The organism is Salipaludibacillus sp. CF4.18, from assembly GCF_051262595.1.
GTDB classification, from domain to species: domain Bacteria; phylum Bacillota; class Bacilli; order Bacillales; family Salisediminibacteriaceae; genus Salipaludibacillus; species Salipaludibacillus neizhouensis.
Genome location: NZ_JBIMEV010000016.1, coordinates 73460 through 86482, shown reverse-complemented (window position 1 = coordinate 86482; position 13023 = coordinate 73460). Strand labels below are relative to the sequence as shown.

13 protein-coding genes are annotated in these 13023 nt (G+C 36.1%); 10 read left to right on the top strand and 3 right to left on the bottom strand.

The window, feature by feature from the left end; translation table 11 throughout:
- Positions 1 to 28: 28 nt before the first annotated feature.
- Together ACHABW_RS12160 and ACHABW_RS12155 are read right to left on the bottom strand one after the other, a co-directional pair.
- Complete coding sequence (locus tag ACHABW_RS12160) at positions 29 to 256, bottom strand: hypothetical protein (protein WP_110936917.1); 228 nt, start codon at positions 254 to 256, stop codon at positions 29 to 31.
- A 104-nt stretch (positions 257 to 360) separates the two neighbouring features.
- Entirely contained in the window at positions 361 to 1008 is a 648-nt protein-coding gene (locus tag ACHABW_RS12155) for an SDR family oxidoreductase (protein WP_435755556.1), read from the bottom strand.
- A gap of 128 nt (positions 1009 to 1136) precedes the next feature.
- On the opposite strand from ACHABW_RS12155, the gene ACHABW_RS12150 reads away from it, so the two are divergent.
- The 4 genes from ACHABW_RS12150 to eutH all read left to right on the top strand — a co-directional run bounded on the left by ACHABW_RS12150 (position 1137) and on the right by eutH (position 5893).
- Entirely contained in the window at positions 1137 to 1709 is a 573-nt protein-coding gene (locus ACHABW_RS12150) for a hypothetical protein (protein ID WP_435755555.1), read from the top strand.
- A 308-nt stretch (positions 1710 to 2017) separates the two neighbouring features.
- On the top strand, positions 2018 to 3859 hold the full coding sequence (locus tag ACHABW_RS12145) for a PAS domain S-box protein (protein ID WP_435755554.1): 1842 nt from the start codon (positions 2018 to 2020) through the stop codon (positions 3857 to 3859).
- 259 nt (positions 3860 to 4118) lie between these two features.
- Complete coding sequence (locus ACHABW_RS12140) at positions 4119 to 4550, top strand: hypothetical protein (RefSeq protein WP_435755553.1); 432 nt, start codon at positions 4119 to 4121, stop codon at positions 4548 to 4550.
- A 242-nt stretch (positions 4551 to 4792) separates the two neighbouring features.
- Complete coding sequence (gene eutH, locus ACHABW_RS12135; protein WP_435755552.1) at positions 4793 to 5893, top strand: ethanolamine utilization protein EutH; 1101 nt, start codon at positions 4793 to 4795, stop codon at positions 5891 to 5893.
- Here eutH and ACHABW_RS12130 read toward each other — a convergent pair.
- Entirely contained in the window at positions 5874 to 6125 is a 252-nt protein-coding gene (locus tag ACHABW_RS12130; RefSeq protein WP_435755551.1) for a hypothetical protein, read from the bottom strand. The two genes, eutH and ACHABW_RS12130, sit on opposite strands and share 20 nt — an antisense overlap.
- A gap of 469 nt (positions 6126 to 6594) precedes the next feature.
- Here ACHABW_RS12130 and ACHABW_RS12125 point away from each other — a divergent pair, with 469 nt between their 5' ends.
- The 6 genes from ACHABW_RS12125 to ACHABW_RS12100 all read left to right on the top strand — a co-directional run bounded on the left by ACHABW_RS12125 (position 6595) and on the right by ACHABW_RS12100 (position 12893).
- Complete coding sequence (locus tag ACHABW_RS12125; protein ID WP_435755550.1) at positions 6595 to 7749, top strand: BMP family lipoprotein; 1155 nt, start codon at positions 6595 to 6597, stop codon at positions 7747 to 7749.
- Positions 7750 to 7815: 66 nt separating this feature from the next.
- A complete protein-coding gene (locus tag ACHABW_RS12120) occupies positions 7816 to 9342 on the top strand; it encodes an ABC transporter ATP-binding protein (protein WP_435755549.1) in 1527 nt (508 codons plus the stop codon).
- A complete protein-coding gene (locus tag ACHABW_RS12115) occupies positions 9339 to 10403 on the top strand; it encodes an ABC transporter permease (RefSeq protein ID WP_435755548.1) in 1065 nt (354 codons plus the stop codon). Before ACHABW_RS12120 ends, ACHABW_RS12115 begins: the two co-directional genes overlap by 4 nt.
- Positions 10404 to 11366, top strand: coding sequence for an ABC transporter permease (locus tag ACHABW_RS12110; RefSeq protein WP_435755547.1), 963 nt, complete (start codon positions 10404 to 10406; stop codon positions 11364 to 11366).
- A gap of 341 nt (positions 11367 to 11707) precedes the next feature.
- Positions 11708 to 12382 (top strand): DUF2225 domain-containing protein, encoded by a 675-nt coding sequence (locus ACHABW_RS12105; RefSeq protein ID WP_435755546.1) that lies wholly within the window; start codon positions 11708 to 11710, stop codon positions 12380 to 12382.
- A 46-nt stretch (positions 12383 to 12428) separates the two neighbouring features.
- Entirely contained in the window at positions 12429 to 12893 is a 465-nt protein-coding gene (locus tag ACHABW_RS12100; protein WP_435755545.1) for a chemotaxis protein CheX, read from the top strand.
- Positions 12894 to 13023: the final 130 nt, after the last annotated feature.

Here is a 13023-nt window from a genome sequence, read left to right as displayed (position 1 = left end):
GTTAATATCAATTTTAAAAACAAAACACTCATTTTTTTGTTAAATTCACGAAGAAAACTATTGTCCTATAAAGAGCAAATAATAATAAAGCTGCTAAAAGAGAACCAGCCATATAGCCTGCAGTAAAATTCCTTGCTAAAAACCATTCTTCATTCATACCAACAATAACACCGATCAGGATTGCTAGCCCTATAATAGCCAGGTTCATTCCAAAATCAAATTTTTGCTCTTTTGAAAATTGCTTTAAAGCAATCATCAGAACTCTCCTCCCCATCTTCCTTGTAAATTAATTATAATAGTTATGATCTAACCGTGCAATAAATTATACAAAGAAGAGAAGAATTTGTTTTATGTTTGAAATTATTTGAATGTTTTAAGGGCTTCACCTAAAGAGGTATTGCCAGATAGAATCTCGATCGTACTATAAAATGTTTCTGAAATTGTGAGTGCATTTACAGCAGCGCTTGCTACGTCCTCACGAGATATTGTCGAGTTTAGATCATCTAACTTTAATTTAGCAGTAATTGTGCCTGTTGCAGGATCATTTGATAAACCGCCTGGACGCAGAATTGTATAATTTAAGGAACTATATTGTAAAGCTTCATCTGCAGCACCTTTAGATTTTAAATAATGTTGTAATTCTTTGGGACCATCCTCTGGTCGATCAGCTAAAATTGTACTAATCAACACAAAACGTTGAACCCCAATTTTTCCTGCTTCCTCAATTGAAGTGACGGCTCCTTTAAGATCAACTGCTTCCGTTTTGTCTTTTCCCGTGTTTCCACCTGAGCCTGCAGCAAAAATAACCGCATCTACCCCATCATAGGCGTGGGAGAAATCCTTTTCTAAATCACCTATTACTACTTCATCTGCTCCAAGCTCATTCATCGTAGCTTGCTGTTCTTCCTTTCGAACCATTGCTTTAACTGTATGTTCAGAGCTTAAACCTAACATTTTCACCATATGTTTTCCTATTTGTCCATTAGCTCCAATTATTAAAACTTTCATTTGTATCTCTCCTTCCATTAATAGTAATTCCCTTCCAAAATTCCATTAAACATTCTTTTGATCATATCAAGGTTCATTATTAGTCAGGAGTAATATTTGATAAAAGCGGTAAGATAAAAGAATGATGTATGAAAGGAGGATTTGATGAAAATTTTGCTTATTTTGCTAGTATTTATTTTAATTTTTCTCTTATAGGGTGCACACAAAAGGAAAAAAATGTTGAAGCAATGACAGAGGAAGACTTGGTTGTTTCCGAAACAGATGCTGGTGACTTTATACTTAGGTTAGTTTCCAAGAATGCAGTGTATGAAGCTGGAGAACCGATAACAATTGTCGGGAAGTTAAAATATAGAGGAAATAAGGAAGAATTAGTGATTACTCACGCCAACAGTCCATTTACATTTGATATTGTAGAATCAACCAGAGGGGTAGAGATCCCGTTTGCTGTAACAAACACTTTCAGAAATACTATTCTTGAATATGATCAATGGTATGAAGAGGAATATGATAAGCAGGCATTACCCAATGATAATAATGATAAGACTGCCGCATTTATGAATTCATATATAAAAGAAGAAGGCTTCCCACCAGGAGAATACGAGGTCGAAGTAAGATCTGAGTTCATGATTAATACTGGTCAAACGAAAGAAGATCATTCCTACACAACATCTATACTGTTAGAAGTAAAAGAATTGAATTAAATTGTTTAAAAACGAATTATAGAATTAATATTAATCTTTGTGATTTGCTATTTATTATATAAATAGTCGAGGGATAAATAATGAAATCCATAAAAGAAGTCTTCAATGACATGTTAAAACTCTTTACCGTTTAAATAAAAAAATTACAGGAATAGACACAACATTCTAAGAAGGTTATTTTTTTTGACGAAAAATGAAGAATAACATTGAGAAACATAGTTTTTAAGGGATAAAAAAATATGTGATTGTATGAGTTATTTGGTAAAATAGGGATAGTATAAAAATGGGACAAGATGGGGGGTGTAAATATGAAAAATATCGATAAAATAAGTGGAGAGAAAAATAATATATTCTCTCTTGTCGATTTTAGCGATGATTTATCTGATGTGATGACCTCATTTACGGCGATATTTGATAATCTTTCAGATGCAGTTATTTGTTTGAATAATAAATGGGATTTCACTTACATAAACTCTGCTGCTGAATCTATTCTCCAAAAGAATCGAGAATCCTTAATTTATAAAGATATTTGGATGGAGTTCCCAAGTTTTGTTCGAACACTACTCTATGAGGGATACCATGATGCACTTATGAAAAATAGACCGGTAGAATTCGATGAATATCTAGCAGAATATGATTCATGGTGGCATATACAGGCTTATCCCAAAAATGGAAGCCTAATAATCATATTCCAAGATATAACAGAAAAACATGTGGCAATGGAAGTAGTAGAAGAAAGTTATCGGACATTATTTCATAAACACCCTGATGCAGTATGTTCTGCTGACTTAGATGGGAACCTCCTGGCAATTAATTCTGCCTTTAAAAAATTATTTCCAATCGATGAAAAAATTTTATTAGGAAGTGATTTTCGTAAATTTTTGCCACGAGGTAAGAAGAGCGTTATGGAAGACTTATTTGATAAAGCAAAGACTGGAAAACCAAATGCCATAGAGTTAAATTTAACATTGGAAGCTGGTACTCCTTTTTATATTTTATTAACTGCCATTCCTATCATTGTACAATCAAATATTATAGGAGTTTACGGAATCGTCAAGGATATCACTAATCAGCGGTACAATATGGAGAAATATAATGAAGTGTCTCATATGAATAAGCTGATTCTTGATTCAGTTGATGAGGGGATTTTAGGTATCGATGAACAAAACAACGTTGTAATGTGGAATGACTCGGCTAAAAATATGACTGGCTATTCCAAGGAAGAGCTTAACATCACGCATCTGAATGCAATGTTTCACCAAAATAGAGATGATAAAACCATCTATCCATCTGAAGGAGAATTTCCCTCCGGTGAAAGCGTCATCAGAGAATCTGAAGTAACCTTCTTTAGAAAAGATGATAAACCAATCATTATGGATTACGTGATGACGCCAATGATTTCTTCAAATCGAACAGTAGGAAGAGTTTACACTTTTAGGGATATTACAGAAAAAAAGAAGTCAGAAGAATTGCTTTACCAATCGGAAAAATTATCAGCAGTGGGACAACTTGCGGCTGGGATTGCGCACGAGATTAGAAATCCATTAACTTCGTTAAAGGGCTTTCTTCAGTTGATAGAAAAAACTGGAGAAGGAAAAAAAGAATACTTTGACATTATGAAATCCGAATTCGGAAGAATTGAACAAATATTAAATGAACTGTTAATTCTGTCTAAACCTCAAACAACAAAAAGTGAAATATGTGATTTAGATGGATTATTGGGACATATTGTCACTCTTTTAAATACTCAAGCTATTATTAAAAATATTTATATTACGAAAGACATAATGAATACCCCACTTGAAATTGAAGGGGTAAGTAATCAAATCAAGCAGGTATTTATGAATTTTATCAAAAATGCCATTGAAGCAATGGACCACGGCGAAATTACTGTTAAAGCGAAAAAAGAAGATAATTTTGTGGTAATAGAAGTAATCGATGAAGGATGTGGAATCCCTGAATCCTTGCTCTCTAAAGTTGGCGAACCTTTTTTTACGACGAAGGAAAAAGGCACTGGTTTAGGTTTAATGGTTTCTTATCAAATAATTGAAGATCATGGTGGAGATATAAAGGTGAAAAGTGAAGAAGGGGAGGGAACTACCTTTACAATACGATTGCCTGCATATGAAAAAGTCTATATTAAACAATAGTTTTTGTTATCAATGAGCGCTTAATTATGTAAACTGCCTTTATTAAAAATTATTGTTTGGAAGAATCCGCGCTCCTCCCGTGGAAGAATGATCCAAGCGTTAAATACTACAATGCGTTTTTCTTAAATCGTTTTCCACAGAATTTTCGGAGATTTCCGAAAAAAATTGTAGTGACTTAGGCGGACTAAAAATACCTTGCTTTTCTACTTATGGATTTTATAATAGAGTTAACTGTTTGTAGGAGAGGGATAGGCAATATATGAAAAAGATATTTATTTTTGCTGTAATTATAATTGGGTTAACTTATGGTGGGTATCGCATCTTACTATCTTATGCATCGGACTATTTGGTGGATCAAGTTGCTAATGAAATATTGGCTGATGATGGAATTGAAAAACTTCTCGAAGATCCTCAAGTTGGTGAACTTCTAGATAAATATAATAGCGAGACTAGTAGTGGAAAAATACCGGAGAACATGGCTTTCTCTACTAAAGAAGAGGCGACAAAGGTTCTTGTCAGTAATTTTACAGTTAGTGAAATTAAAGATATTACTGCAAAAGCGTCGAGGGGGCTTACATCTGAAGAACAGGCAGAGTTGGAAGCCATGGTTTTGAACAGGTTAACACCTGAAGAAGTGGAAGCTTTATGGATGATAGGTATCTCTGAGTTTAGTGGAGAATTCACGAAATGAAAAGCTGTCACTGGTCCTTTGAGGCAAGTGACCTTTTTTAATAAAAGACGCTTTGCGTTTTTCTTATAATGCACGAAATTATAAGTTGACAGCTATCTTTACGCCACATGCATCAAGGGAAGTTCGCCTCCTTTCGAGTAGCACCTACACGCATTAAGTAGGTGCTACTCGGGGGGGCTTTAAAGATTAAGCTGTATTTAATAAAAGACGCTTTGCGTTTTTCTTATAAAGAAGGTGAAATCGTGATAATACATACTGTTGTGATTTATATTCTATTATTATTTTTAATAATTGGAGTTATAGATAAAGCTTTAGGGAATCGAAGAGGCTATGGAAAAGCATTTGATGAGGGTTTTCAGGCTATGGGGCCACTAGCCTTAGTAATGGTAGGGATGATTTCTATAGCACCGGTCTTGGCAGAGTCACTGAAACCTATTGTGACGCCGATTTTTTCATTTTTAGGTGCAGATCCGGCGATGTTTCCAGGTATGCTTTTGGCAATAGATATGGGTGGCTATTCTTTAGCGATAGAATTGGCAGAGGATGAAAGGGCAGGTTTGTTCTCCGGAATTATTATGTCGACCATGCTTGGACCAACATTTGTATTTACGGTACCTGTGGCATTAGGACTTATTTCAAAGAATGACTATCCAATTTTGGCGAAAGGCATAATGATTGGGCTCATTCCTATTCCGGCAGGGGCATTTATAGCTGGATTAGTTGCGGGTTACGCACCAACTTTTTTAATTTTACAACTGCTTCCGGTTCTAATATTTATAGTGGTAATTATTGCAGGATTATTCTGGCTTAAAAACTTTATGATTCAACTATTTGTTATTGCAGGAAGAGTAATAATGGTGCTAGTTTCTTCTATAATAGCTGTTGTTGCTGTACAGGAATTAAGTGATATAACTATCATCGCGGGTCTGACACCGTTTCAGGACTCGATGGAAATAGTCGGACTCATTGTATTAACCCTTGCTGGTGCATTTCCACTTGTACATTTTTTTAGAACAAAGGTTATTCCGCTTTGCAGCGAGTACATAAAAAAAATCGGGTTGACGGAATTAACAGTCGTGGGATTAATATCTTCATTAGCACACAGCATTCCAATGTTTAAAAAAATCCATGAAATGGAAGAACAAGGGAAACTGATTAACATTGCTTTTTCTGTTAGTGGTGCATTTGTATTAGGAGGACATCTAGGGTTTTCAGCCGCTGTAGAAGCCGAAATGGTTCTTCCTATGATGATTGGGAAAATCTCAGCTGGAGTAATGGCGGTCATAATAGCTTACATAATTACAAAAAAAAGTAACGGAAAAATCAGGACTCCGTTACTTTAGGATTAAGCTTGGCGCTGTGTTGTTTTACCGGGGCAGAATTTATTTCCTCTAAATTAGAAGTAGATGTTGAGCTTGAATTTAATAAGTCATTCTTTACGGTTGCTGCTTTAAAAGTATGTTTAATTTTCTTTTTTTGGTGTCTAGAGCTTCCATAATAATGTTCTTTTGTCTCATGCCAATCAAGCCAAAAACTATGCCACTTATATTTAAATGAATGAGTGCTTTTTTCCACTATTATCCAACCCCTTTCTTACAACTAATACTTCTATATAATGTATGCATTCCCCTTTTAAATCATTTAAAAACTTTAAAGAATTGCATAATATTGTAATAAGCTCGTAAATGGATTATGGTATAAAAGCTATCATTTTTAGCGTCTTTAGGAAGTAATGTTACATCATAATTGATGAATTTATGGTTAATGAGTATGGATAATAAAATAAATAATATATATTTAATATATTTGTAAAAAAGTATTTATTCTCTTTTCAAATAATGGTATATTATATGCAAATCTAGAAAACTATCGAAGGCAAATTCCGCTTTAAAAAGTCGTCAGACATCGTACAAGTAGAATTGTTTTTTGATACCGTTTTTATAGATTATAATTTTCAGCTATTTATGTCATAATAATGGCATTGCTGTCAGAGTGTTTCATAAGCACTTAACAGAAAAAACAAAAAACTAGGGGGATTTACAAGATGAAAAAACGTGTCATGATGTTAATGTCTTCAGTTTTAGCTGCAGGTACATTGCTTGCTGCTTGCGGGGAAGAAAACAATGAAAGTACTCCAATTAATGATGGAGGAAATAACGCTAACGAAGCTGCTGATAATAGCGCGGATGAGAATACTGGAAACAATGAAGCAGCTGGTGAAGGAGAAGCTTTTACAGCTCAAATGGTAACCGATATTGGTGGTGTTGATGATCGGTCATTTAATGAATCAGCATGGGCGGGACTTACACTGTTTGGCGAAGATTATCCAAATGCAGAAGTAGGATATGTTCAATCTAGTGATGCTTCTGATTATGCACCTAACTTAAACCGTATTGCTAGAGAAGGCACAGATATCTCATTTGCTATTGGATTCCTAATGGAAGATGATATTAAAACTGTTGCTGCTCAAAACGAAGATCAAAACTTCGCAATCGTAGATACTGTTGTAACAGATGATAATGGAGATCTTATTCCTAACATTGCAAATATCACTTTTGCAGAACATGAAGGTTCATTTTTAGTAGGTGCTGTTGCTGCTATGCAGTCTGAAACAGATCATATTGGGTTTATTGGTGGAGTCGAAGGAGAATTAATTAAAAAGTTTGAAAGTGGCTTTAAAGCTGGAGCTAAATTTGTAAATCCAGATATTGAAATTGCTACACAATATGCACAAAACTTTAACGATGCATCAAAAGGACAACAAATCGGTAACGCTATGTATGGCAACGGTGCGGATATTATTTTTCATGCAGCCGGAGCAACTGGTAATGGATTGATTACTGATGCAATTGAACGCGCACAAGATGGAGAGAATGTTTGGGTAATTGGTGTGGACCAAGACCAGGCGTTAACTCAAGGTGATTGGGATGATGGTAACGTCATTTTAACTTCTATGGTGAAACGTGTGGATGAGGCAGTTTACCAAGTAGCTGAATCAACAATGAACGGTGAATATCCAGGCGGTGAAGTCCTTGAGTTTACATTAGAGGATGCTGGTGTTGGTATTGCTGAATCTAGAGAGAATGTTTCTGAAGAAGCATTGACTGCTGTGGAAGAATATACGGATATGATTATCAGTGGAGAAATTGTAGTACCTAAAACAGATGAAGAGTATGAAGAGTTCGAAGGGTCACTATAATAAAGACATTAACCAAAGGCTAGTCTTGTACTAGCCTTTGTTAATGAGTCCGAAGGGGTGTTCACATTGGAATACGTAATCGAGATGAACAATATAAGGAAAGAATTTCCCGGTATCGTTGCCAATGACAATATTACGCTACAGGTCAAGCAAGGCGAAATTCATGCGTTGCTTGGTGAAAACGGAGCAGGGAAATCAACACTAATGAACGTCTTGTTCGGCCTGTATCAACCTGAAAAAGGCGAAATAAGGGTCCGCGGTGAAAAAGTAGCCATCACAGATCCTAATGTAGCGACTGAATGCGGGATAGGGATGGTTCACCAACATTTCATGCTCATTGAAAAATTTACTGTAACTGAAAACATCATTCTTGGCAAAGAGCCAAAGAAGGGAACAACGATAAACCTCCGTAAAGCAGAAAAAGATGTAGCTGAAATTTCAGAAAGATACGGTCTAAAAGTTGATCCGCGATCAAAGATTGAAGACATTTCAGTTGGAATGCAACAACGTGTCGAAATTTTAAAAACGCTGTATCGCGGTGCGAATATCTTGATATTCGATGAACCAACAGCTGCTCTGACACCTCAAGAAATTAAAGAGTTAATACAAATAATGAAGAACTTAATAAAAGAAGGTAAATCCATTATTTTAATTACACATAAATTGAAGGAAATCATGCAAGTCTGCGATCGGTGTACCGTAATCCGTCGAGGTGAAGGAATCGGAACTGTTAATGTTAGTGAAATGACTGAAAGCACACTTGCGGAAATGATGGTAGGGCGTGAGATTAGCTTTGAAGTTGAAAAAAAGGAAGCCAAGCCAACAAATCCGGTTTTAACAATAAAAGACCTTATCGTAGAAGATATACGTAGAGTCAATGTCGTCAACAAACTTAATCTCGAAGTAAAGGCTGGGGAAATCTTGGGCGTAGCTGGAGTTGATGGCAATGGTCAAACAGAGCTTATTGAAGCAATAACAGGTTTACGTTCTTTAAAGAGTGGTACAATTTCAGTTTCTGGGCAGGATATTAGTGGATATAAACCTCGTAGAGTAACAGAATCAGGTGTAGGGCATATCCCTCAAGATCGTCATAAACATGGATTAGTACTCGATTTTACAGTTGGGGAAAATATATTATTACAAACGTATTATCAGAAACCTTATACTTCGAAGGGAATCTTGAACTATACAAAAATGTATGATAAATCCCGGGGGCTTATTGAAGAGTACGATGTGAGAACACCAAATGAAAAAACATTTGCTCGTGCCTTGTCAGGCGGGAACCAGCAGAAGGCTATTATTGCTCGGGAAATTGATCGTTCCCCTGAACTACTCATAGCAGCTCAGCCAACTCGTGGTCTGGATGTAGGGGCAATAGAATTTATTCACCGTAAGTTGGTAGAAGAGAGAGATAAAGGTAGGGCTGTTCTTTTAGTTTCTTTAGAATTAGATGAAGTACTTAACCTTAGTGACCGAATAGCTGTTATATATAACGGTGAAATTGTCGATATTTTAGATACAAAAGATACAGATGAAAAAGAACTGGGTCTTCTTATGGCTGGTGGTAAAAGGGAAGTAGGTGATGTGCAGTGATAGGAAATGTGTTGAAAAGTAAACTATTCGGGATTACTATACCGCTAATTGCGATCGGTTTTGGTTTTTTGGCTGGTGCTGTGATAATGCTGGTAAGTGGTCACAATCCAATCACGGGATACGTTGCTTTATTTCAAGGAGTCTTTGGAGAAATATACTACTTTGGTGAAACCTTACAACGGATGACGCCACTAATTTTTTCGGGATTAGCTGTTGCATTTGCCCTTAGAACTGGATTATTAAATATAGGGGTGGAAGGTCAGTTGATCGTAGGTTGGTTTGCCTCTGTTTTTGTTGGAATAATTATTGAAGCACCTATGATTATTCATCTTCCGTTAGCTATCGCTGCCGGGGCAATTGCCGGAGCACTTTGGGGATTTGTGCCCGGATTACTAAAAGCGAGGTTTGAGGTTCATGAGGTTATCGTTACGATAATGATGAATTATATTGCTTTACATATCGTCAACCACTTCATTCGCAACAACTTACTGGCTTCTGGGCAAAGAACCGATTTTATTCATAGCAGTGCATCTCTATCTTCAGAGTATTTAGCTGCTTTAACTGATTTCTCCCGATTACATTGGGGATTTCTTATTGCGATTATAAGTTGTGTTATTATGTGGTTTATTTTATGGAAAACAACAAAAGGTTTTGAACTTCGAGCAGTTGGTTTCAATAAAAATGCCTCATCGTATGCTGGGATGAATGTTAATTTTAATATCAGTCTTTCCATGTCGGTCTCGGGAGCATTTGCTGGTGTCGGTGGTGCGATGCTTGGACTGGGAACTTATCAGTATGCTAATATTCTTCCGGCATTTACAAGCTATGGCTTTGATGGAATTGCGGTAGCACTTCTCGGTGGAAGTACTTCTATCGGTATATTCTTAGCGGCATTTCTTTTTGGTGGCTTAAAAGAAGGTGCCAATAATATGCAGGCAGCCGCGGGAGTTGCACCAGAACTTGTAGAGATAATCATTGCACTAATTATTTTCTTTGTGGCTTCTAGTTATTTAGTTCGATGGATTTACACGAAGTTGCAATTTAAGAAGGAGGGTAAATAGATGGATATATTATCAATTCTTTATACCATTATCCCAGCTGCTCTAATTGCTGCTACTCCCTTACTTCTTACTGCACTAGGTGGTTTATTCAGTGAACGATCCGGTATTGTTAACATAGGTCTGGAAGGGCTTATGGTCATGGGCGCTTTTGGAGGAATTGTTGGTACGCTAATTTTTGAGTCTCTAGGATTTGGGGACGCTGCACCGTGGATGGGGATTTTATTTGCAATCGTTATAGGTGCTATCTTCTCCCTTTTCCATGCTGTGGCATCGATAACGTTAAAAGCAGATCAAATAGTCAGTGGAGTGGCATTAAACTTTCTGGCAGTTGGTTTGTCGGTGTTTATTGTAAAGGAAGTTTTTGATCGTGGACAAACGGATGTTGTTGCATCTAGAATTCCAAGAGTTGAAATCCCTTTACTAAGCGATATACCGGTGATTGGACAGTTGATATTTCCACGTGTTTATGCAACAACCTACATTGCATTTGTTTTAGTGGCAATTGTTTGGTATGTAGTATTTAAAACGCCTTTCGGATTGCGTCTTCGATCTGTAGGTGAACATCCGATCGCTGCGGACACGATGGGTATCAATGTTAACCGAATGCGCTATATTGCTGTTATGCTAAGTGGTGCATTTGGTGGGGCAGGTGGAGCAATTTTTGCTATCACTACTGCAGGAAACTTTGCTGGAAATACAATTGTCGGTCAAGGTTTTATGGCGTTAGCAGCCTTAATTTTTGGGAAATGGCATCCAGTAGGTGCAATGGGGGCAGCAATCTTCTTTGGATTTGCTCAGGCTTTAAGTATTTCAGCTCAGCAAATTCCAGGATTAGATAATGTTCCTCAAGTTTACATGTTAATTCTGCCATACGTATTAACAATTCTTGCATTAGCAGGTTTTGTAGGTAAAGCTGAATCACCTAAAGCTTTAAATCAGCCTTTTGAAAAAGGCAGTAGATAAGAATTGTATGTTAATAAAGGGTGAGAAAAAAAGATCGAATTTGATCTTTTTTCTCACCTTTTTTTGCATGAATTTATTAAATAATTGGCTTTTTAGAGATTGTTTGATGCTGTCTAACAAAGATATTCGAATCAGCTCTAAGCGGACGATTTCTGTTAGACTCATCGGACAAATTATGAAGGCTCTGATAATTTAATAAAAGACGCTATGCGCTTTTCATATGGTTTACTAGGTATATCTAATTTATTATACTGAATCATACAAAAATACTTCCTTCTTAGGTTGAGGTCTTTTATACTATATAAAGACAGTAGTACTATTGAGGGGGGTTTAATGAGCATATGGATCTAGATCCGTTGTATGATAAAGAAGTTACGTGTCCAAATTGCAACCTTACCTTTTATTCAAAAAAGATCCGTTCTAGATTTATAAGAGTGAATGAGGTATATAATGATTACTCCAAAGATTATAAGGATGAGCAATTAAATCCGGTTTTATATGAGATAAGTGTATGTTCAGCTTGTGGTTATGGTTTTAATGAACAATTTGATTCTACACTTAAACCTAGTATAAAGAAGCAATTCAATCAGAAGGTATCTAAATATTGGACAAGCCAAGATTTCTCCGGTACTAGAAGTTATGAACATTCCGTAAAAACATATAAATTAGCTATACTTGCAGCTGAAATAACCAATCAACCGTATATCGTTCGAGGAAGCTTGTGTATGAAGTTAAGTTGGTTATTTCGAACTATGAACGAAAAACAAGAAGAAACCAGGTTTATTGTAATGGCGTTAGAACAATTCGAAGATTCCTATAAACATGGCGATTTTATACAAAAGGGTGTAAGCGAGTTAATGTTGTTATTTTTGCTCGGAGAATACTATCGAAAAGTTGGAAAGAAAGAGCAATCAATTAACTATTTCTCAAAAGTCATTCAACACAAAGATAAGCAAAAAGAAGCAGCTATCGTTGAAAAAGCAAGGGAACAATGGCAAGAGGCTAGAGCAATCTGATTTATTCAGCTTTAATTAAAATGTGATGTAAAGGTGTTGAGAAAATATGAATGCTAAACATATTAATGCTGTATGTAAAGCTACAAAAACAATGATGAGTAATCATTTTGGGATTGAAATATCACACCGATCTCCACAAGTCGTTAAAGAATTTCTAGCTTCGAATGAGGTATCTGCTGTCTTAGGGGCACATGGAGAGCTAAACGGTCAAATTATTTGTTCTTTTGACGCAGAAACAGCTAAAAAGATCGTTGGGAGCATGATGGGAGGAATAACAATTGAAACGTTAGATGACATGGGTTGGAGTGCAATCCAAGAGTTTGGTAATTGGGTAGCGGGAGCGACTGCAACAGAGCTTTCCTCGGAAAATATTATTGTTGATGTTACGCCGCCAGTTGTTAATGATGGAAAGTCTAATTTCCGCCCTCACAAAAGATTTATTACGATCCCGATGGATTCAATAATGGGAAAGATCGAAGTGCACATATCTCTAACCGAAAATAGTGACTGAAATGTAACTATAGATATACATAGAAGAAAATTGAGTTTGGAATTATTCCATCCTCAATTTTTTGCATAGAAACGTGTTATTGTTATCACAAGGATTTATAAAACTATTGGTTATTTAGAGATTGTTTTTT

Bases quoted from the DNA above. Each gene is read 5' to 3' on its own strand.
- ACHABW_RS12160 (WP_110936917.1), bottom strand. From the start codon at position 256: ATGATTGCTTTAAAGCAATTTTCAAAAGAGCAAAAATTTGATTTTGGA.
- ACHABW_RS12155 (WP_435755556.1), bottom strand. From the start codon at position 1,008: ATGAAAGTTTTAATAATTGGAGCTAATGGACAAATAGGAAAACATATG.
- ACHABW_RS12150 (WP_435755555.1), top strand. From the start codon at position 1,137: ATGAAAGGAGGATTTGATGAAAATTTTGCTTATTTTGCTAGTATTTAT.
- ACHABW_RS12145 (WP_435755554.1), top strand. From the start codon at position 2,018: ATGAAAAATATCGATAAAATAAGTGGAGAGAAAAATAATATATTCTCT.
- ACHABW_RS12140 (WP_435755553.1), top strand. From the start codon at position 4,119: ATGAAAAAGATATTTATTTTTGCTGTAATTATAATTGGGTTAACTTAT.
- ACHABW_RS12125 (WP_435755550.1), top strand. From the start codon at position 6,595: ATGAAAAAACGTGTCATGATGTTAATGTCTTCAGTTTTAGCTGCAGGT.
- ACHABW_RS12110 (WP_435755547.1), top strand. From the start codon at position 10,404: ATGGATATATTATCAATTCTTTATACCATTATCCCAGCTGCTCTAATT.
- ACHABW_RS12105 (WP_435755546.1), top strand. From the start codon at position 11,708: ATGGATCTAGATCCGTTGTATGATAAAGAAGTTACGTGTCCAAATTGC.
- ACHABW_RS12100 (WP_435755545.1), top strand. From the start codon at position 12,429: ATGAATGCTAAACATATTAATGCTGTATGTAAAGCTACAAAAACAATG.